General features: G+C 59.5%; 21 protein-coding genes and 2 pseudogenes. 10 read left to right on the top strand and 13 right to left on the bottom strand.

The window, feature by feature from the left end:
- Positions 1 to 28 precede the first annotated feature (28 nt).
- The gene (locus KUL93_RS09185; RefSeq protein WP_217126754.1) at positions 29 to 436 is read right to left on the bottom strand and encodes a MerR family transcriptional regulator; all 408 of its coding nucleotides are present in this window, start codon (positions 434 to 436) and stop codon (positions 29 to 31) included.
- A 157-nt stretch (positions 437 to 593) separates the two neighbouring features.
- Between KUL93_RS09185 and KUL93_RS09180 the strand changes: the two genes are divergently transcribed.
- Genes KUL93_RS09180 through KUL93_RS09160 form a run of 5 tightly spaced genes read left to right on the top strand, consistent with a single transcriptional unit; the run spans position 594 to position 4,547 of the window.
- Positions 594 to 1,658 (top strand): MBL fold metallo-hydrolase, encoded by a 1,065-nt coding sequence (locus KUL93_RS09180; RefSeq protein WP_217126753.1) that lies wholly within the window; start codon positions 594 to 596, stop codon positions 1,656 to 1,658.
- On the top strand, positions 1,655 to 3,487 hold the full coding sequence (locus KUL93_RS09175; protein ID WP_217126752.1) for a PHA/PHB synthase family protein: 1,833 nt from the start codon (positions 1,655 to 1,657) through the stop codon (positions 3,485 to 3,487). The genes KUL93_RS09180 and KUL93_RS09175 overlap by 4 nt, the downstream gene beginning before the upstream one ends.
- A gap of 18 nt (positions 3,488 to 3,505) precedes the next feature.
- A complete protein-coding gene (locus tag KUL93_RS09170; protein WP_217126751.1) occupies positions 3,506 to 4,036 on the top strand; it encodes a PIN domain-containing protein in 531 nt (176 codons plus the stop codon).
- Positions 4,037 to 4,045: 9 nt separating this feature from the next.
- A complete protein-coding gene (locus KUL93_RS09165) occupies positions 4,046 to 4,318 on the top strand; it encodes a BrnT family toxin (protein ID WP_217126750.1) in 273 nt (90 codons plus the stop codon).
- A complete protein-coding gene (locus tag KUL93_RS09160; protein WP_119334363.1) occupies positions 4,278 to 4,547 on the top strand; it encodes a BrnA antitoxin family protein in 270 nt (89 codons plus the stop codon). Before KUL93_RS09165 ends, KUL93_RS09160 begins: the two co-directional genes overlap by 41 nt.
- A 21-nt stretch (positions 4,548 to 4,568) precedes the next feature.
- Here KUL93_RS09160 and galE read toward each other — a convergent pair whose 3' ends face one another.
- The 10 genes from galE to dsrO form a co-directional block, all read right to left on the bottom strand.
- The gene (gene galE, locus KUL93_RS09155) at positions 4,569 to 5,603 is read right to left on the bottom strand and encodes a UDP-glucose 4-epimerase GalE (protein ID WP_217126749.1); all 1,035 of its coding nucleotides are present in this window, start codon (positions 5,601 to 5,603) and stop codon (positions 4,569 to 4,571) included.
- 129 nt (positions 5,604 to 5,732) lie between these two features.
- On the bottom strand, positions 5,733 to 6,137 hold the full coding sequence (locus KUL93_RS09150) for a hypothetical protein (RefSeq protein WP_217126748.1): 405 nt from the start codon (positions 6,135 to 6,137) through the stop codon (positions 5,733 to 5,735).
- Positions 6,138 to 6,149: 12 nt separating this feature from the next.
- Positions 6,150 to 7,247 carry a 4Fe-4S dicluster domain-containing protein gene (locus KUL93_RS09145; RefSeq protein WP_217126747.1) on the bottom strand — a complete coding sequence of 366 codons (1,098 nt, stop codon included), beginning with the start codon at positions 7,245 to 7,247 and terminating at the stop codon, positions 6,150 to 6,152.
- A gap of 13 nt (positions 7,248 to 7,260) precedes the next feature.
- Positions 7,261 to 7,719 (bottom strand): hypothetical protein, encoded by a 459-nt coding sequence (locus KUL93_RS09140; RefSeq protein WP_217126746.1) that lies wholly within the window; start codon positions 7,717 to 7,719, stop codon positions 7,261 to 7,263.
- Positions 7,716 to 8,429, bottom strand: coding sequence for a hypothetical protein (locus tag KUL93_RS09135; protein ID WP_217126745.1), 714 nt, complete (start codon positions 8,427 to 8,429; stop codon positions 7,716 to 7,718). Before KUL93_RS09135 ends, KUL93_RS09140 begins: the two co-directional genes overlap by 4 nt.
- A 33-nt stretch (positions 8,430 to 8,462) precedes the next feature.
- Complete coding sequence (locus KUL93_RS09130) at positions 8,463 to 8,906, bottom strand: DUF309 domain-containing protein (RefSeq protein WP_119334357.1); 444 nt, start codon at positions 8,904 to 8,906, stop codon at positions 8,463 to 8,465.
- 21 nt (positions 8,907 to 8,927) lie between these two features.
- On the bottom strand, positions 8,928 to 9,776 hold the full coding sequence (locus KUL93_RS09125; RefSeq protein ID WP_217126744.1) for a TorD/DmsD family molecular chaperone: 849 nt from the start codon (positions 9,774 to 9,776) through the stop codon (positions 8,928 to 8,930).
- A gap of 88 nt (positions 9,777 to 9,864) precedes the next feature.
- Positions 9,865 to 12,501 carry a molybdopterin-dependent oxidoreductase gene (locus KUL93_RS09120; RefSeq protein ID WP_217126743.1) on the bottom strand — a complete coding sequence of 879 codons (2,637 nt, stop codon included), beginning with the start codon at positions 12,499 to 12,501 and terminating at the stop codon, positions 9,865 to 9,867.
- A 23-nt stretch (positions 12,502 to 12,524) separates the two neighbouring features.
- Positions 12,525 to 13,382 carry an NrfD/PsrC family molybdoenzyme membrane anchor subunit gene (gene nrfD, locus KUL93_RS09115; protein ID WP_217126742.1) on the bottom strand — a complete coding sequence of 286 codons (858 nt, stop codon included), beginning with the start codon at positions 13,380 to 13,382 and terminating at the stop codon, positions 12,525 to 12,527.
- A 13-nt stretch (positions 13,383 to 13,395) separates the two neighbouring features.
- Complete coding sequence (gene dsrO / locus KUL93_RS09110; protein ID WP_217126741.1) at positions 13,396 to 14,106, bottom strand: sulfate reduction electron transfer complex DsrMKJOP subunit DsrO; 711 nt, start codon at positions 14,104 to 14,106, stop codon at positions 13,396 to 13,398.
- 284 nt (positions 14,107 to 14,390) lie between these two features.
- Between dsrO and KUL93_RS09105 the strand changes: the two genes are divergently transcribed.
- From KUL93_RS09105 to KUL93_RS09085, 5 genes are read left to right on the top strand one after another with little or no spacing between them, the layout of a single operon-like run.
- Positions 14,391 to 15,299 (top strand): substrate-binding domain-containing protein, encoded by a 909-nt coding sequence (locus KUL93_RS09105; RefSeq protein WP_217126740.1) that lies wholly within the window; start codon positions 14,391 to 14,393, stop codon positions 15,297 to 15,299.
- Positions 15,296 to 16,753: a sensor histidine kinase gene (locus KUL93_RS09100; RefSeq protein ID WP_217126739.1), complete on the top strand. Its 1,458-nt coding sequence runs from the start codon at positions 15,296 to 15,298 to the stop codon at positions 16,751 to 16,753. The genes KUL93_RS09105 and KUL93_RS09100 overlap by 4 nt, the downstream gene beginning before the upstream one ends.
- On the top strand, positions 16,737 to 18,113 hold the full coding sequence (locus KUL93_RS09095; protein ID WP_217126738.1) for a sigma-54-dependent transcriptional regulator: 1,377 nt from the start codon (positions 16,737 to 16,739) through the stop codon (positions 18,111 to 18,113). The genes KUL93_RS09100 and KUL93_RS09095 overlap by 17 nt, the downstream gene beginning before the upstream one ends.
- A gap of 15 nt (positions 18,114 to 18,128) precedes the next feature.
- Complete coding sequence (locus tag KUL93_RS09090) at positions 18,129 to 18,764, top strand: trimeric intracellular cation channel family protein (protein ID WP_217126737.1); 636 nt, start codon at positions 18,129 to 18,131, stop codon at positions 18,762 to 18,764.
- Positions 18,765 to 18,779: 15 nt separating this feature from the next.
- Positions 18,780 to 18,944, top strand: coding sequence for a chemotaxis protein CheB (locus tag KUL93_RS09085; protein ID WP_217126736.1), 165 nt, complete (start codon positions 18,780 to 18,782; stop codon positions 18,942 to 18,944).
- On the opposite strand, the pseudogene KUL93_RS09080 reads toward KUL93_RS09085, so the two are convergent.
- Together KUL93_RS09080 and KUL93_RS09075 are read right to left on the bottom strand one after the other, a co-directional pair.
- A pseudogene (locus KUL93_RS09080) lies at positions 18,941 to 20,125 on the bottom strand (RNA-guided endonuclease InsQ/TnpB family protein); the annotation flags it as partial. The gene KUL93_RS09085 and the pseudogene KUL93_RS09080 sit on opposite strands and share 4 nt — an antisense overlap.
- A pseudogene (locus KUL93_RS09075) lies at positions 20,125 to 20,229 on the bottom strand (IS607 family transposase); the annotation flags it as partial. The pseudogenes KUL93_RS09080 and KUL93_RS09075, both read right to left, overlap by 1 nt.
- Positions 20,230 to 20,345: the final 116 nt, after the last annotated feature.

The following is a 20,345-nucleotide window of genomic DNA, read 5'->3' as shown; positions in this document are numbered from 1 at the left end:
GTCCAGAGGCAGGACGTGTCACGCGCCCTCAAGGTACCGCAACCGCTTGCGCTCCGGCCTCGGCCAACGCTGCGTGGCATTGCGCCTCGAGTTGATCGATTTCGGCCAACACCGCCTCGATATCGCGCCGTTGCTGCTCCAAAGCAGCGCGCCGTTCCGCCAGCACCCGCAAAAACTCCCGGATCTGCGCGGGGGAGTTGTGCATCCCGTCGTACATGTCCAAGAGCTCTTTGATTTGCGCCAGCGACAACCCCAACCGTTTGCCGCGCAGCGTCAATTTGAGACGGGTGCGGTCGGCACGGGTATAGATCCGTTGCCGCCCTTCCCGGCGGGGATTGAGGATCCCATGCTCTTCGTAGTAGCGGATGGTACGCGGCGTGATCCGGAAATCCCGTGCCAAATCGCCGATGGTATAGTACGTTTTCTCCTGTTCCATCGCTGCCCTCCCCGTAGGGCCTTGGTTTCCGTTAACGTTAACGGCACAATAGCACAGTGACTGTCGCTTTGCCAATGACGCCGACAGAGAATAACGGGCAGCGATGTCCCAACCATCGAGAACCCAACGCACACGATACTCGCCAATGGATGACGCCATGACGCCCCAACAGAAAGACCCGAAACCACTGGTCTATCCATTTCCCGAACCCCCGGCACTCGCCACCACGATCGAGGTCGCACCGGGGATCCGCTGGCTGCGCATGCCACTTCCGTTCGCGCTCGACCACATCAACCTGTGGTTGATCGAAGCGCACGACGGCTGGACGATCGTCGACACCGGGTACGCGCTTCCCGCCGCGAAAGAGGCGTGGCGCATCCAGCTGCAGCACTACCGACCCAATCGGGTCGTCGTCACCCATTTCCACCCCGACCACATCGGGTTGGCTGCGTGGCTGATGGCCGAATACGACCTGCCGCTCTTCATGAGCCACGGAGAGCTCCTCTCTGCATTCGCGGCGTGGCTGCAAGCACCAGGACACGGTTATCGCGACATGGTCGCCTTTTTCGCCCGCCACGGTTTGGGCACGAGCGAACAAGAGGCGTTGCTCGCGCGCGGCGCTGCGTACCCCAAAGGGGTTCCGGAACTGCCCGCCACCTATGAACGACTGCGTGCGGGTGACACGCTCACGCTGGGCGAGACGACGTGGCGCGTGATCGTCGGCTACGGCCATTCGCCCGAACACGTGAGCCTCTATTGCCCCGAACGCAAAGTACTCATCTCTGGCGATATGTTGCTACCCAAGATCTCGACCAACGTCGGCGTCTGGGCCGTTGCGCCCCATGACGACCCGTTGGGCGACTTTCTGGCGTCGCTCGACGCGTTCACCGCCCTGCCCGACGAGACCCTGGTGCTCCCTTCCCACGGCCTCCCGTTTCAGGGGATCGCCGCGCGGGTGGCCGCGCTCAAGGCGCACCACGACGCCCGCTTTGCCGAACTCCTTGCCGCGTGCGCCAAAGACCCTTGCACCGCAGCCGAGCTCGTCTCCATTCTCTTTCCGCGGGCGCTCGACCTGCACCAGTTGGTCTTCGCGTTGGGCGAAACGATTGCGCATCTCAACCATGCGTGGCGATGCGGGTGGCTCCAGCGCACTGTCGACCGGAACGGTATGATACGATTTGCCCACAATCCGACAACCGACAACGAGGGAGACCCCAAATGAGCGAAAAACGCACCGCAACACACGACACGGAAAAATCGACCCCCTATGCGCAACTGCCCGATCCGCAAGAGATGGCGAAGGTCTATGCCGAAGTCGCGGAACGGGCCGCGAAGGTTCTCGCGGAATACACCAAGAACCAGCTGAAAAAGGGAATCACCCCGCCGTCGGACGAACTGGGGATCGCCCAAACCTACATGCAGATGATGGCGCGCTTGCTTGCCAACCCCTACAAGCTTGCGCAGGCGCAAATGAACCTGATGTGGGACTATTTCAACCTGTGGCAACATTCGATGCTCAAAATGATGGGCATCCACACCCCGCCCGTGGCGCAACCGGAAAAAGGGGACAAGCGGTTCAAAGCGAAAGAGTGGGAAGAGCACTTCCTCTTCGACTTCATCAAACAGTCGTACTTGATTGCTGCGCGCCGCATTCATGAAACGGTCTGCTGCCTGGACGGCATCGACGAGACCACGCAGAAAAAGATCAACTTTTTCACCCGCAACTTCATCGAAGCGCTCTCCCCCACCAACTTCGCGCTCACCAACCCGGAAGTCTTCCAGGAGACGTTGCGCACCAACGGCCAGAACCTCATCAACGGCCTCAAAAACTTGCTGCGCGACCTGGAAGAGGGCGGCGGGCAACTGCGTATTCGCATGACCGACACCGAAGCGTTCGAACTGGGCAAAAACATCGCCACCACCCCGGGGAAAGTGATCTTCCAAACGGAGCTCGCACAGCTGATCCAGTACACGCCGACCACCAAAGAGGTGTACAAGCGGCCGCTCCTGATCGTGCCGCCGTGGATCAACAAGTACTACATCCTCGACCTGCGGGAGAAAAATTCGCTGGTCAAATGGTTGGTCGACCAGGGCCATACCGTCTTCATCCTCTCTTGGGTAAACCCCGACGCGCGGCTCGCCCAAAAAACCTTTGCCGATTACGTCACCGAAGGGGTCTTGGCGGCGCTCGACGCGATCGAAGAACAGACGGGCGAACGGGTGGTCAATGCGGCCGGATACTGCCTGGGTGGAACGCTCTTGGCCACCACGGCCGCGTACCTCGCGGCAAAACGGCAGAAGCGCTTTGCCGCGACCACCTTCTTCACCACGCTCACCGATTTTTCCGAACCGGGCGAACTGGGCGTCTTCACCACGCCGGAAACCGTTGCCGAACTCGAACGCAAAATGGCCGAGCGGGGCTACCTCGAAGGCACGGAGATGGCGTCAACCTTCAATATGATGCGCGCCAACGACCTCATCTGGTCGTTCGTGGTCAACAACTATCTATTGGGGCGTGAACCCTTTCCGTTCGATCTGCTCTACTGGAACTCCGACTCCACCCGGATGCCCGCGGCGATGCACTCGTTCTACCTCCGCAAGATGTACCTGGAGAACAAGCTCGTCGAACCGAACGGCATCGAGATCGACGGGGTTGGCATCGATCTGCGCAAAATCAAACATCCCTGCTACTTCATCTCGACGGTGGAGGACCACATCGCGCCGTGGAAGGCCACCTACAAAGGGGCACGCCACTTCACCGGCGCCGACGTCACGTTTGTGCTTGGAGGTTCAGGCCACATCGCCGGGATCGTCAACCCGCCTGCCGCGAACAAATATGGCTACTGGACCAACCCCGTGAAGCCGCTTCCGGAAGATCCCGACGAGTGGCTGCAAGGCGCCACCCACCACCCTGGTTCCTGGTGGCCGCACTGGAACACCTGGCTGGCGCAACGCAACGGCGACGAAAAAGTTGCGGCACGGGACCCCGCCAAAGGGAAATTGCCGGTGATCGAAGAGGCGCCGGGCAGCTACGTCAAAGTGCGGATCTGACACCCGGAGCCGTACGCAGTGGTTACACCCGCGCGCGCGGTGCTCGACACCAACACCGCGCTCGCGCTCTGGTGGTTCGAAGATCAGCAGTTGACGCCGCTTGTCACCGCAATCACCACCCAACGGCTCGAACCGATCGCCAGCCCGCCGCTCATCGCGGAGTGGCGGGCGCTTGTCTCCCGGCTGCACGCAAAAGAGACCACCGCGCCAACCGAATCGGCAACGGAATCCGCAGTGGCCATCGCGCCACCAATCGCTGGTGCCGAAGCGCACCTCAGCGCCCGTGGTATCCGGGCGCACGCGCAATTTACCGCGTGGGTCCGCCCTGTCGACCACCCCGACGCTTCGTGGCTGGCCACCGCTGATTTGCCGCGCTGCCGCGATCCCGAAGACCAGAAATTCCTCGAGTGCGCTTGGTTTCACCAAGCTACCTGGCTGATCACCCGCGACAAGGCGCTGCTGCGCCTTGCGCGCCGACTCAAACCTGGCACCGCACCACTGACGATCGTCACGCCGGAGGCGTGGTGTCGGGGCGACCGGAATCGCTAAAATCTGCCCATGCGTATTGAGTTCGATCCTGTCAAGCGTGCCAAAACGCTCATCGAGCGCGGTCTTGATTTTGCCCGCGCTGCCGAAGTGTTTGCCGGACACCATTTCACAGCGGAAGACCTGCAGGAAAACTATGGGGAAAGGCGCTATATTACCGTTGGGAAACTCGATGGAAGAATGGTTGTCATGGTATGGACGCCTCGTGGCGAAGCACGTCGCATCATCAGCATGAGGAAAGCCAATGAGCGAGAACAAAAACGCTATGCAGCCCGTTTGGGTTGACCCTGACGATGCACCAGAACTCACCGACGCGTTTTTTGAACGCGCTGACGAATATATCGGTGACAGGCTGATTCATCGCGGTCGGGATCGATCGGAATCACAACAAGTAGCCGTCACGGTCCTTTTTGATGCCGAAGTGGTGCGTGCATTCCAAACCACCGGCAAAGACTGGCAAGCACGAATGAACGCCGCGCTCAAGGATTGGTTGAAAACGCACTCTCCTGCCTGAGAGGGAGCCTCGTACCAACCGTTACGAAACCTGAGTGCGATACCCCTCAGGATTCTGCATCTGCCACCGCCAGGCGTCGCGGCACATCTCGGTAAGCGACCGTTTCGCTGCCCACCCCAGCTCGATACGTGCCTTGCTGGGGTCGGCCCAACACGCGGCGACATCACCGGGACGACGATCGACGATTTCGTACGGCACTGCGCGACCGCTCGCCGCCTCGAACGCGCGCACCATCTCCAACACCGAAACGCCACGTCCGGTGCCCAAATTGAACGCCGCACACTGCGGTGGTGCTTCGGGCGTGAGCAGCCAGCGCAGCGCCGCCAGATGCCCCTTGGCCAGATCCATCACGTGGAGATAGTCGCGCACGCCGGTACCATCGGGCGTGGGATAGTCATTGCCGAACACCCGCAGCTTCGGCAATTTCCCAACCGCAACTTGGGTGATAAACGGCATCAGATTGTTGGGAATATCGTTGGGATCCTCACCGATCAGCCCCGACGGATGCGCGCCAACCGGATTGAAGTAGCGCAGAATCGCGATGTGCCACGTGGGGTCGGCACGAAAAGCGTCGCGCAACATCTCTTCGATGATGAGCTTGGTCCGCCCGTAGGGGTTGGTTGCCGAAAGCGGATGGTCTTCGGTGAGCGGCAACCGTTGCGGTTCGCCATAGACGGTTGCCGACGAGCTGAACACAAGGCGCGAGACCCCAGCCGCCTGCATCGCTTCCAACAGCCGCAACGACCCGACCACGTTGTGGTCGTAGTAGTAAAGCGGCTTCGCGACCGATTCAGCCACCGCTTTTTTGCCGGCAAAGTGGATCACCGCATCGGGAGCGTACTGCGCAAACACCGCATCCAATGAGGCGCGATCCCGCACGTCACCTTCCACCACACGCACCGTTTTGCCGGTAATACGCGCGACACGCTGTAGCGCCTCCGGGTGGCTGTTGCTGAAATCGTCATAGACGACCACCTCGAACCCGGCTTCCAGCAACACCACGACCGTATGTGACCCGATGTAGCCGGCTCCACCGGTGACCAGAACAACAGACATGAAAATCCCCTTTCCTCACAGCGGCGAAAACAGATTCTGCGTCGGCGCAGCCAAAGACAATCTGCGGGTACGCCCCGGTCTGCTTATGGGGATTCTACTGCCGAGGGAGTAAGAAAGCCATGGCGCGCTTCAAGAGAACGGCGGGGGATTTTCCGCGACGAAGGCACGGTGCCATTGGTCTACCTCGGCGATCGCCCGCTCGAGCGGTTGGCCTGCGGCAACATGGTCCATGATCGACCGCTGCAGGATCGCTCCGAGCATCGTCGCATTCTCCACCATCGCGGGTTGAAGTTCGCGAAGGAACTGCACCGTTGGCGGATCGTACGCGTACGCGGCAAGATGGGCTTCGAGATCCTTGCTCGTGGCAAGCGCATAGCAGAGATCGTAGACGAGATCGAAAACGCGACGCAGCCGCAAAGGATCCTCTGCGCCCATGTTGAGCCGCACCTCCTCGGCGAGGTCACGGCGAAACTCCGCCAACCCGTAATCCGCAACGCCCTTGACCACATCCTCTGGGGTAAATTCCCATTCCATCACTACTCCTTTCTACCCGAAGATTTGCGCAAACGCGTCGTCGTCATCTTCACAGAACGGGCACTGCTCCCTTGGTTCCGGCGCGACGAAAAAGCGCTCACAACGGGAACAGCGCTGTTTGCGCAACGCGTGCAGAACCCGCGCGGGCTGTTCAGGCCGTGCGTCGAAATGCGCGTCAGCGGTGAGAACCCTGGGTTGACAGACCTCGAGACAGACCAGACACCCGACACAGCGGTCGAATTGGAAGATCAACCCCCATTCGCCAGGATTTTCCTCGATTTTGATCGCACCGGTGGGACAGACACGAAAACAGGCTTCACAGTTGGTACAACCCGGTTGCAGAGAGAGCTGCAGCAACGGCAGCGACTCGTGCCAAGGAAGTTCAACCGCTTCGCCGTCTTGCCGATCACAAACGATCTGCAGCAGTTCCCGCTCCTCGGTCATCGCATAAGCGCCTGCCCGAATCGCCTTGTCCGGCACGACGGGACGATCCGCCGGCGCTGGCGGCGCAGCAAACGTATCGACCCCTCGTCCCACCAAACGTCGGAAGAACTGCCTTCGCTCCAGCGCCACCCGTTCCGCACTTTTTTCCTGCGGTGTTTCGGTGACGACGGTCACAGGCAACCACGGCTTATCCGGTTCCTCGGCTGCCAACCGCAACTGCTCAGCGGCAGCGAGATGATCGGCAAGCGCTTCAGCGCCCTTGGGTGCGTGCGCGCATTCCGGACAGTGCGCAGCACCCAGCACCGTCACTGGAATCCGGCGCTTACTGAGATAGGCGAAAAAACCGGGGCTGAGCACCCCAAGGCAAGGAACGACAGCATCTGCCGCCAACCCCGAAGGTGCGCACGCGATTTTCATTTCAGGCTGTCGAATCGCCTGGCGCAGAAGGTCGATCGGCTTGAAGATCTCGGATGTCCAGGCGCCCGTATGGCACGCCGTGATACAGAGCCCGCAGTTGCGGCAACGGCTTTCGTCGAGGCGCGCCCCCTCGTCGGTGAGCGTGATCGCGTCGTAAGGACAATGGTCGAGGCAGCGCTGACATGCACTGTAGCGAAAACGGTAACGGGTGCAGCGCGACGGACGAAACTCAGGGTAAGCGAAGGCCATCGTCGTATCGCCGTTACTTCGCGTTCGTCGTCAGTTTCTGGATACTTGAACCCGATTCGCAGGTGTTTTTCGGGATAATGAAACTCAATCCACGCGGAGGAGTCGCAGCACGCCGACTCAGATCCACCTGGGCTGCCTCCCACGCGTCGGCTCCGCCAAGAACCACCACGATGTTCTGCCCCGGATAGGCCTCATCCAGGCGTGACGCAATCCGCATCGCCGCCTCATCGCTGTCGGCGACGACGACGACCATCCCGCTGGGCTCGATAACCAGCCCATCGCGGTACGGCAACGCGTTCTCCAACGGTTTCGTTCGCTGGCTCTGCTCCGGACGGCCGTCGATGATGCAGCACGGTTTGCCCTCTTCCAATGCATGGACCAGCTGCGCCGTTTTCATCGGCGTCACCCCAGCCTGCGCTGTGCCCATACCCCAGAGCAGAAGAAAGAAGGCAGCAATCGTCGTCGTTTTCATGTCGTGTCACCCGATGGTGGAGAGAGAAACTCGGCAAACAGTTCCTCTTTGCGGCGATAATCGTCGTCAGGAAGGGCCAACTGGCAACATTGGCCATACTTGACCCACTCGACGTAAGGGAGGTGGTTCGGCCCCAACGGCGCGATCCAGAGCCGTTCGCCGACCATTTCGACCAGTTCGGCCAAAATATTGAGGTCGCTGTCGTCGCGAAGATCGGCCTGGACGAGGAACTGGGAAGCGCCCCGTTCGCGCATCGCCTGCAGCCACCAAGGCAACACGACGCCGCTCTCCCTGCCGTCGGCCAACAAAATTTCCCAGGTCGGCGCCGCGATCGACGGGGTCAAGGTGCGAAAGTCGGCGTTCGACTCGGTCTCCAGCGTCCAAGTGACCCGTTGGCGGCGCACGGGCGCGAAAATGCCGATTCGACCCGGGTACGCTTCGGCTAGGCGCGCCACGCATTCACTGTCCCGCAACGCCGCCTCACCGAGAAACAGGTAGCGAGCACCAGCGGCCAACAACGTCTTGGCGCGTGCTTCCCCCTCACGTGTCAGGACGATCGCGGCACACGCGCTGGCAACCTCCTCGATACCCGGCGCATCGATGAGGAGATCTTCCTCGCCTACCGTTTCGCCGCTATCTACCGTGAAACGGACCAATCTCCTCAATGCAATGGGTAATACCTGCTCAGCGAACGGCGCTTCCTGCATCATGATGGTTGGTGTCGGTTCCCTTCCTTCCATAGTTTATACCGAATATTCGAATTTTGGGTAAACGAACGGGTAAAGGGGACATTCATCATCGGGTGCCAATCCGACGAGCAACGGTCGGAGTTCCTGCAGCGCAGCCAGGATCGGCTCGATATGCACGCCAAGGAAACGGGGGCGGTAGCGCGCCAACGTCATCAACGCATCGTCGATCATCAGAAGCGCTCCCTCTTGATTGCGATTCTGAGTGAAGAAAAGCGCAAGCACGGCGAAAGCCAATCCTTGGAGAAATTCCGCTTCGGGATCCCGCATGCCTGCTGGACTGTTTTGGATCAAACGGGACCAGCGCTCGTTGAGCCAATCGTGGAGCGCTCCCAGTTGATTGCTGTCCCACATCGCCGCAGCTTCCGACCAGTCGAGGTTGGAGAGCACCTGACGATCGGGAGGAGCGAAATGGGTCGGCGAAAGATCGAGCAATTTCATCGTTTCTCCTCTACCAGCAGATCAACGAAGATCGTGCAGTACGGACACGGTTGCCCCCTGCCCCTTAGCGGCAGCCATACTACCGACGCAGGCGTTGCAGATGGGCTCGTCGGGGTTGAATTCAACCTTCCCCGGGATCTTCTCCACCTCCAGTTTACCCTGATCGCGGTCCTCGACCTTGAGTCCCATCGCCGCGATCTCCTCTTCCGCGAAACCGGTAAGGAAACGCCCCATTTCGCGATAGAAGGAGTGGGCCGCGGCACGCTGCACCAATCGCCCGTAACCGCGCACCCAGAGGCCAAGATGTTGCGCCCAAAAACGTTTGATCGTCTTCTCCAGTTTGCGCTGGGTTGCAACGTCGCCGTTTTCGAGCGCATCGGCTGCGCGTTCGAGCAGTTCCGCAACGAACGACAACTCCACACCAAGCTGATCGGGAAAAGTGGCGAACTTCCCTTTCTTCAATACAAAACCGTGTTGACGGTAGGTCTCAGCCACCTGAAACGCAGGCTCTTGCTGAAAGAGCCCGTAAAGCCGCACCGATTCAACCGGGGGGAACCCGCCGGTGCACGCAAAAAGTGCGGTGTACTCCGCCGCCAACGCCTCAAGGAGCGCCGCATCCGGCGCCGCGGTGAAATCGTCGTCGAAGCGGATACCCACTTCGGCCAATTGGGCAAGAAGCGCCTCCGATCGGATCGCCTGTAAGAGATCGGGAGTGACCTCCTCGACGAAAACGGCAGCCAATAGACGGTAAATCGCGGCGCGCGCACGGCATTCGGCTGCCTGCTCCTCGGGGGATGTCTGAGGAACCACCGCAGGTTGCGTAATCTCCGCCGTTTCACGATCGTTGCGCAATAACACTTCGCTGAGCATATGCACTCCTAGGCAAAAATTTTCCCGCACAAGGAACCCCTTCGCCCCGTGAAAAACCGGGCGAAGGGGATGCCGTTACCGTACTGCGTCAGCTGTGCTGCCCTTGGTCTTGACTTTGCTCAGGACCGGGCCAATGGGCCATCTCCGGATGCATCTTGCGGTGAAGGTCACCTTTGTAGGTGAAGCGCAACCCCTCGCGGTACGCTTCGAGGTGCTTCTGGAAATCGCCGAAAACGTCGCCGTATTTGTCGTTCGGCCCCGCCTTCGTCACACGCACCACCGTGTCGTACCAAGCCTGCGAACCGCCGATTGGATCGGCTATCGCCGGAATGATGATGTTGGGATGGACCCCTTTGTCATCCCACCAAACGTTTTTCAAGTCCGGATCCTCGGTGCCACCGAACTGCGGTTTCTCGTTGAGTTTGAGGGTGGCCAATCGACCATACTCCCAGTGGCCGCAACCGGTTGCGATCGCCACCACTTTGGGATGGATCCCCTCGGTGACATACGCTTTGGTCACGAGATACCCCACTTTCGATTCGACCCGCACCAGATCGCCGGTCTTGACGCCGATTTTTTTCGCGGTTTCCGGATTGATCCACATTGGGTTGTTATGGACGATTTCGGCGAGCCACTTCACCGAAGCGGTGCGCGACTGGACGTGAACGTTGAACTTATAGGTCGTGAGCACCAGCTCATCGTCCTTCATCGTCTCATGCCAGGGGACGCGCTTGAACGTGGGCATCGGATTGAAACCGTATTTCGCCCACTCATCGACGCGAACATTGAGCAACCGATTCGGTGTTGGGAACCCGACATAGTTCTTCCCATTGCGACGGATCCCGATCGCTTTGCCATTCTTGACGATCAGCCCATTGGGTTCGATCGTCGCGCCCATCATATCGCTGTCGGAGAGCTCTTTCTTGTAGAGCTCATATTCCGCCTTGATCTCGCGTCCGGTCTTATCAACGACTTTGCCGGTACGGGAATCGAGCTTGCCGTAGATCGGCCATACCCCCTTCTTCTTGAGAAAATCAAGACCGCCCACATCCTTGAGGCCAGGGATATTGTCGAAGTGCTGGCGCATGTAGTCTTCGCCATCCTTGAAGTTCCAGTACTGCTTCATTCCGCGTGAACCATCCGGGTCGAGCTTGTGGATGATGTCACGCAGGATGACGCGCGTCTCGCGCGTCTCGCCAAGCGGCGCGATGATCGGCTGCCGGATCCCCAACCACGGCCACAACGAATTGGGCATCGATTCCGGTTCCCAGCGCTCGAGGAACATACAATCGGGAAGGATGATGTCGGCATACGCCGTCTCTTCCCCGATCACGGTGCTGATCGAGACGAAAAACGGGATCAACTTTTCGTCCTTGAAGAGTTGCCCCCAAACCGCTTGCGCCCCCGGGTTGGTGTAGACCGGGTTGTCCATATAGGTGAAATAGACATTCACCTTGGTTCGCCCCTCGAAGATATCGAACGGAGTCAGATGGGAGACGCCGTGGCTCGCCAGCGGAAAGAGCGGATGGTGGTGGTGGTTCGCATAGGCGTGCTTCGCGGGCTTGGGCGGCTTCGGGTTGGGTTGCGGCCACCCCATGCCACGTGGCAGGCAGTAACCTCCCGCCTTCTCGACGTTGCCGGTCAGGATCGGCAACATCATGCAGGCCTTTTCGTTGTAAGAGCCATAAAGGTGCTTCGCTGGCCCGCGGTAGGTGAAGACGGTAGCCGGTTTCGTCGTCGCAAACTCATGCGCGAGCCGTTCGATGGTCGCTGCAGGAACGCCCGAAATTTTCTCCGCCCACTCCGGCGTGAAGGACTTGTAGTGCTCCTTCAGCTCCTCGACAGTAACGTTGGTCCAGGTATTGATGAATTCCGAGTCCTGCAGATCGTCGCGCAGGATCACGTGGCCGATCGCCAGCGCCACCGCGCCATCGGTACCGGGGAAGACAGGAATCCACTCGTCCGAATAGCCGGCCGTATTGGACAACCGTACGTCGAACGTGACGATCTTCATATGGTTGTCGATGCGCCCCTCTGTAACACGCTGTGAAAGCGGGTTGTGGAAGTATGAGGCCTCTAGCACGTTGGAACCGAAGTTCAGCACATACTTGGTCTTGGAAAAATCCGGCGTCTCGATGTCCGGCCCCCACGTCGGTTCCAAGCCGACCTTTTTCGACGACTCGCACACCGAAGTGTGGTTCATCGTGTTGTCGGAACCGAGCGTATGCATGAAACGGATGAGCGCACCACCCGTGCGGTCACGCCCCCATTTGAGCATGATCGTGTTCGGATCCTCTTTGAGCGCAGCGTCGAGCCGCTGCGCGACTTCGGTCAGCGCCTCTTCCCAGGTGATGCGTTTCCATTTCCCTTCGCCGCGCGCACCGACGCGTTTCAACGGATAGAGGACACGATCCGGGTTGTAGGTATACCACATCCCGGCGTTGCCTTTGGCGCAGAGGCGACCACGGGTCGAGACGTGCTCGGGGTTGCCCTCCAGTTTGACGATACGGCCGTTCTCGACGTAGGCGATCGCGCCGTCCTGAATGTTGCAGACGTGGCAAGTATAGGGAATCGCTTGACGCTGGGCCATGGTGACCGGACCGTAATCGCGCCCTCCCAGCTCGTTTTCCATCGCCTGCAGTAGCCGAGGCGCTGCTGCGGCAGCACCACCCGCCGCGGCGCTCACCTTCAGAAAGGTTCGACGCGTGACTTTTGGCATATCCATCTCTATCTCTCCTCAAAAACCAATCAGAAAAGGGTCTGCACTTGCTGCGGAGCCATCAGGATCACGTAACGCACCGCAGCACTCCCCAGCAAGATCAGCAACGCAGAAACCAGAATCACGCTGATGCTTTTGCCGGTTGGCGCAAAGAGCATCACCACGGGTGCTAAGCTTCCCGCCAGGAAACCCACACCCACGAACAGCAACCCCATCGTGCCCGACGTCATGAGCATGAAGGTGAGCTCCTCAGCCGAACCGCCGTAGCTGGTGGTGCCCATGATCGCAATGAGGATGACGACGACAGCGCCAGCCGACCAGAGCATGAACTGGCGCAGAACTTGTTGCGCCTCAGCGTTGTTTGCGCTCATGAGGGCGCCGACCGCCGAACCCGTCGAGAATGCGAGCGCGACAAACAACAGAGGAATCGCGGGTGTGTTCCATACCGGGCGGTGTTGATGGACCGTGAGGTCGAAACCGGTATAGATCGGCAGCCCCAGTGCCAAGAACGCGGTGACCAACGCCAACATCTTGCCGTTCTTCTCATCCTTCTTCCACAACATCAGGAGGTAGAGAACGGAAGCGATTCCGTACGCGACGAGATTGAGCGCCCCCCACGCCAACGGAGAAGAAAAATTGAGGTAGGCAGGGTTGAGCATATTGAGGAAACGCATCGGCTGGGAAAGATCAGCGATCAATAACAGACCGCCCACCGCCAGCAGCGCGAGCGAAACATAAGCACTCTTTTCGCGCAACGGTCGCAACGCGGAAAGATGCCACGATGCATAGGAGAGAAACGAAAGACCAGCGACGATGCCGATCAGAAAGAAATAGATTGCATACGTCGCATGCCAGGCGACGTCATGAAAGACGAGATATTCACCCATGATCTGCTCCTTCTCAGAGGTCGAAATGTTTCTTCCACGCCGCGTGCTCCGATTCCATCACCTCGATCCGGCGATAGGCATCGCGCCCGTACTCGGTGTGGTTCCGGTCGGCACCGATATAGAAGACGTGGGGTTTGGTCCCCTGCTCGGGACGCAATACCTGGGTTGGGTTGTGCGCAACCAGGTAAGAGACCTCGCTGTTGGGATCGTTTAGGTCGCCAAAGACCCGTGCGCGCCCAACACAGGTCTGGACACACGCAGGAACCAGGTTCTGCGTGACGCGATGGAAGCAGAAGGTGCACTTGTCCACCACGTTGGTGATGGGCGTGTAGGTACGGTGCGAGGGCAACATGAAACGCGCGTTATAGGGACACGCCGCCATACAGCTCCGGCAACCGATGCACCGTTCGTACCGTTGGAGCACGAACCCACCATCGTCGACCTTGAAGGTCGCCTCGACCGGACAGTTGCGCACGCAGGGCGGATCGTCGCAATGGTTGCACAACCGCGGCAAGAAGTGTTTTTTCACGTTAGGATATTTGCCCGTAACTTTGTAGGGCACCCAGGTTCGGTTGACGCCTAGCGGCGTGTCGTACTCGGCTTTACAAGCCACCTGACAGGCCATGCACCCGATGCAACGGCGAGTGTCGATCACCATCGCGTAGCGCCGCTTACCAGGCACCCCTCTTGTCTCGATAGACGAGACCCGCAGTTCTTCACTCATCTACCACACCTCCTCGAAGTCGAGAAAAAGCCATTTTCGTCGCCGTTCAATCGGGAGTGACGCCCCCGGTCGAGCCGGCCAGCTAACGCAGAGCAATTTCCGGACCAAAGATGAGAAATCGTTACCCGCTCCCTAATTTATATTGAAAAACAACACATTAATCGTCACGTGCGATTGTGAAAAGATCGCCGGGCGTTACGTCCAGGTAACCACTCGACCCGCATTGCCGTCACGCTTTCGAAACCATCCCCAAACGCTTCCGATCCCCTGGGTTTTGCGCTATCATGAAAAATGATCCTGCAATCAATACCGATATGGCTGCTGCCCCATTTTCCCGACGCACCGCCCTCAAAGCGCTCTTCGCGCAAGCGGTCGGTCTGTCGTTCCCGCTGCCCGGTCACAGCTCCGTGGATGCGCCGCTGCGCATCGGACTCACCCCTGTTTTTCTCGACGACCAGATCGGATTTCTCACCCATTGGCGGGAATGGCTGGAACGAAAACTGGGCCAGCGCGTCCAGTTCGTGCAGCGCGGCAGCTACCGCGAAGTGATCGAACTCCTCCGTACCAGCAAGATCGATTTCGCCTGGCTTTGTGGTTACCCCTACGTGCGCTATCGTGATGAGCTGCGGCTCGTTGCGGTACCACTCTGGCGAGGCGAACCCACCTATTATTCGTATTTGATCGTTGATCGCTCGCAACCGCAACTGCGCCGTCTGACCAACCTTCGTAGAAAGGTTTTCGCCTACAGCGATCCCGACTCCAATTCCGGCTTTCTCTACCCGCAATACGCGATCGCGCAAAGCGGCGAAAATCCCGCAAAATTTTTCGCGCGCACCTTCTTCACCTGGGCGCATCGCAAAGTGATCGAAGCGGTGGCTGCCGGGCTTGCCGCAGGCGGCGCGGTCGACGGTTACGTCTGGGAAATGCTCGCAGAAATTCACCCTCAGCTCGTTCAGGGAACGCAAATCATCGAACGCTCTCCGCCGTTTGGTTTCCCCCCTTTCGTGGCCAACAAAAATATCCCCGAAGCGCTGGAAACACGCTTTCGCACAGCGTTGCTGAACATGGCAGACGATGCGAACGGGGCGCAACTCTTGCGACTCCTCCGTTTGGATGGGTTTACCACAGCCGACGACACGCTCTACGATTCGATCGCGTGGATGGCCGCCTACCTCAACCTTCCCCGAACATGAAGCCGCTGACCAACCTCTCTTTGCGGTGGAAGATCCCACTGCGGGTGATGTTCGCCGTACTCGGAACGGCGTTTCTGATCACCACCGCGTTGCTTGTCAAAGACTACGAAGAGATGCGCGCGAACCTGGAAAGGAACGCTCGCAGCCTGGGCAGCCTTCTGGCCAATACCCTGATCTCGCCGGTATTGCACGATGATGTCTGGCGCGCGTTCGAAATTCTGCGTTCGGTTCGTATCGAAGAGGTTCCGGCGATGAGCGACGCCGCGAGCCCACTGCTTCTCGTGATCGACAAAGAGCGGCGCATCTTCGTCGCGAACGAACCCCGCCGCTATCCACTGGGCGCACTGGTCGATGAACTCCGTGGTGACGTCGGTCAAATGGCCAAACAGGTTAAATGGGAAGGGAACGCTCAGCAGCAATCGATCACCGTTCCGGAATCGAATACGTTGTTCGTCATTTCCCCACTCGTCACCGACGGCGAAGCGTTGGGGCACGTCGTGCTGGGTTACGCAACCACCGCGATCCTGCCGCACTACCGTGAACTCGTCTTGCGCGCGTTCTGGATCACCTGCTTGGCGATGCTCTTCATTCTCCCCGTCTCCTGGATCTGGGCCCGCCGCACCGCGGAACCGCTGCTTGCGCTCGCTTCCGCGATGCGCCACGTTCCCGATCGCCTCACGGAAGCGGAACAGGCGGCTCTGCCGGAAAGTGGGGACGAAATCGGCCAGCTGAGCGCGGCTTTCCGCCGCATGATCGCGGAACTCAAGCTGAAACAGGAATTGGAAGAGCAGATGGTGGTTTCGGAGCGGCTCGCCGCAATCGGTCGTCTCACCGCAGGAATCGCACACGAAATCAACAATCCGCTGGGTGGGATGCTCACCGCGGTGAAAACGTGGCAAAAGCATGGCGAACACGACCCGATTGCCGCCCAGACCGTCTCACTGCTGGAACGCGGCCTTACCCAGATCCGCAATACCGTTGCTGCGCTCCTGGTCGAGACCAAACTGCAGGACCGTTCACTCGAACCGGCCGATCTCGAGGACATATACCTGCTCGTGGAGGGGGAAGTGCACGCCCGCCATGTTACGCTGCAAATCGACAGCAACCTCTCCGCACCGCTGCCGCTGCCTGCCACGCCGATCCGCCAGATTCTGCTCAACCTGATCCTGAATGCCATCGCCGCATCTCCTCCAAACGGAATCATTGCCGTCGCAGTCCAATGCACCGAGAGTCGCCACTTACTGCTTTCCGTTTGCAACGACGGGGATCCAATCCCGGAAAATCAAATGGCTTACCTCTTCGAACCTTTTGCCACTCAGCGCAAAGAAGGGCATGGTCTCGGACTGTGGGTCGTCTACCAACTGGTCAAACAGCTCAACGGCGGTCTCTCGGTAGAAAGCCATTCTGGCCGCACCTGCTTCCTCGTGGAGATACCCTATGCCCTGCCAGATTGATCACAAGCCCCGCCTGGCTCTGATCGAAGACGATCCGATCATGGGGGAATCGCTCACTCATCTCCTTTCCCTTGAAGGTTTCGATGTCTCCTGGTACAAAAGTGGCAAAGAGGCACGCGACGCGTTGCGCGCGCACCGCTTTTGCGTCGCCGTATGCGACATCCGCCTCCCCGATATCGAGGGCGGCGATCTCTTCCTCGCCCTCGCTGCCGAACGCAGCGACCTCCCCCCTTTCCTTTTTCTCACCGCCTACGGCACCATCGACCGTGCGGTGGAACTGATCAAAGCAGGAGCAGCCGACTACCTCACCAAACCCTTCGAGGTTGAGGCACTTTTGCATCGCGTGCGCGAACTGGCGGAATCCTACGGGATTGTGTATGAGCAAACCGATGACACGCTGGGAATTTCCCCTGCGATGCAACGCATTTCCGAACAATTGCCACGGCTTGCACGCCACGCGGAAGTGTTACTCATCACAGGAGAATCGGGATGCGGAAAAGAGTACGTCGCCCGCCGCTTCCACCACCACGCCGTGGGCAGTGAAGGGGCGTTCGTTGCCGTGAATTGCGCCGCGATTCCCGAATCCCTCATCGAAGCAGAACTCTTCGGCTACGAAAAAGGGGCCTTCACCGGGGCAACGCGGACCAAAAAAGGGCTTTTCGAGCTGGCGGATGGCGGTACGCTCTTTCTCGATGAGATCGGTGAAATGCCGCTTGCAATGCAAGCGAAACTCCTGCGCGTGCTCCAAGACCACCGTTTCACGCGTTTGGGCGGCGAAAAGCCTTTGACCAGCCGTTTCCGGCTTGTGTGCGCCACCCACCGCGACCTCAAAGCGATGGTGGAAGCGGGCGCCTTCCGCGAAGATCTCTACTACCGCATCCATGTGATCCACCTACGGATTCCGCCACTGCGCGAACGCCCAGAGGATATTCGCTGGTTTTTGCGCCGCTTCATCGCCGAATTCAACCAGCAACACCCCGACGAACGCAAACGCATCGACCCACGCGCCGAAGCAGCGCTCCTTGCCTACTCATGGCCGGGCAACATTCGCGAGCTCAAACACGCGGTCGAGCGCGCGTGCATCTTGGCGCTCGGACCGACGCTCACGATCGATGCGTTCTTCGACAACGAAGGCAACGCGCCAGAGTCTGCAGAAGTTGGCACGACGATTTCCGCATCCCTTGCAGAATATCTGATGGCGTGCGAACGCGAATACCTGAAACGCGCCCTGGAACAAAACCAAGGTCATATCACGCGCACCGCCGCGGCGCTGGGCATCACCCGCAAAACGCTGTGGGAAAAACTCAAAAAACTGGAGTGCTACCAAGAGAAGCAAAATGGTTACCCAACCGTGACGTGACCATTGGACGGGACAATGGCAATCTCTTCTCTACTTCTCTGGCTCGACTACTTCGGCGTCGTGGTGTTCGCCCTCTCCGGCGCGATCGTCGCGGCGCACAAACGGCTCGACCCCGTTGGCCTGATGCTTGCCGCAACCGTTACCGGCATCGGCGGCGGAACGCTCCGCGACCTTTTGCTCGACCGTCCCGTTTTTTGGTTGGCGGCGTGGCATTACGTGGCACTCACCGCGGGCACGGCACTCTTCCTCTATGCGCTGGGTTGGTTCGCTCCCCGTTTTTCGCGCCGGCTCACCGCGAATCGTGCGCTCGATTGGTTCGACGCGGTGGGGCTTTCGGTCTTCTGTCTCATCGGCGCGCAAGCAGCGCTTGCCGCTGGCGCGAATGGTTTCATCGCGGTGATCATGGGCGTGATGACCGCGAGCTTCGGTGGCCTCATCCGCGACATTCTCTGCAACGAAATCCCGATGATCCTCCACCGCGAGATCTACGCCACTGCCGCCGCCGCCGGTGCCGCGGCCTTCGTGCTCACCGAAGGGTGGCTGGCACACGAAATGGCGCTCATCATCGGTGCGGCGGTCGCGTTTTCGTTGCGCGCGCTGGGGATCGTGCGGGGCTGGCACCTACCGGCGTATCCAACACTACCTGAGTAGTCCGCGGACGAATCGATGAAGTACGCCCCTTGGGTCGTCGTGATCGGTTCGTCGACTGGCGGCACCACCGTGCTGGAGACGATCTTGGCGAAGCTACCGCGTACCGTTCCCGCCATCGTAATCGTCCAGCACATGCCAGCGGGCTTTACCGTTCCGTCAGACTTACTCATTCCTGCCTAAACAGGAACAAAGCTGACTTCCTGCTTCACCGAGGCCGGTTTCACCGCCGTCTTGCGACGGCGGCCAGAGCCTTCCTCTCCACAAGCTTCACATTCGGCGGAACTCGCCGTAGAGCCGCTTAGGGCGGCCAAGCCATGCGCCAGTAGGTTTCTGGCTGCGTTCAGATCCCGGTCGTGGTGCGCTCCGCATTCTGGACACGTCCACTCGCGCACAGACAGCGGCATTTTTTCCTGAACCGTCCCACAAACCGAACAAGTTTTGCTCGACGGGAACCAGCGATCCGCTACTATCACGATGCCACCGCGCATCGCAGCCTTGTACTCCAACTGCCGCCGGAACTCGAAGAAGCTCATGTCGGCAATAGAACGGGCCAGATGCCGGTTCGCCATCATCCCGCGCACGTTCAGATCCTCGATGACGATGGTATGGAACCGCCGCGTGAGGCTTGAGGTGAGCTTGTGCAAGGCATCCTGCCGGATGTTGGCGATGCGGGCGTGCAGCTTCGCCAGTTTGGCCCTGGCCTTGCGGCGGTTGCTGGAACCTTTCTGCTTGCGGGAGAGGCTGCGCGAGAGCCTGCGCAAGCGATCGAGCAGCGCCTTGTGCGGTTTGGGACCGACGACCTTTTCTCCCGTCGAGAGCGTCGCCAGCGCCGACACACCCAGATCGACACCTACCGCGCCTTGGTTTTGGCTGCGCCGAAACTCGCCGCAAACTTGGTTTTCGTCTTGCGGCTCGTTTTTGGCTTGGGGTAGATGCGAACCATCGGACGTGTCCACGGTGATACTGACAAACCACTTGTCGGCCACACGGGAGATCGTGGCCGAGATGATCTTGCCAGCGAAACGCAACGGCTCGCGCATGCGCACCCAGCCAAGCTTGGGGATGCGGATACGGCACCCGTCGAGGTCGAACTGATCATTGGTGAGCGTAAAGCGCTCGTGCACGCCCTTCTTGCGAAACTGCGGGTAGCGGGCACGACCCGCAAAGAAGTTTTTGAACGCCTCTCCAAGCTGGATGATTGCCATCTGCGGCGCGCACTTGGTCACTTCCAGCATCCACGGGAATTGTTCGCGCTTGATGGCGTTCAACTGGCGTCGCAGCGCGGCTTGCGAGGGCTTGGGTTGGCTGTTGTCGGCTTTCCATGCCTCGTACTGCCGCCGCCACTCGGCCAGCGCCCAGTTACCACCTCAACATTCTTCGCTTCGCAAACAGCAAACACCAGTTCCGCGCCGAAGCGCAATAGCCGATCTTTGTGCGTAATAACCAAGCGCCCGACTTGCCCTTCTATGATCGCGTCCAGCATGTCAGCACCGATGGTAAATGTCCGCAAAACACCGGTTTGAGATGTCCTCCCGACAAAGCTGGTGCATCCTTGTGTTGTGTCAAGAAGCAAGGAAAGCG

Source organism: Hydrogenophilus thiooxidans (assembly GCF_019049855.1).
Lineage (GTDB): Bacteria > Pseudomonadota > Gammaproteobacteria > Burkholderiales > Rhodocyclaceae > Hydrogenophilus > Hydrogenophilus thiooxidans.
This window is presented reverse-complemented; position numbering and strand designations above follow the sequence as displayed.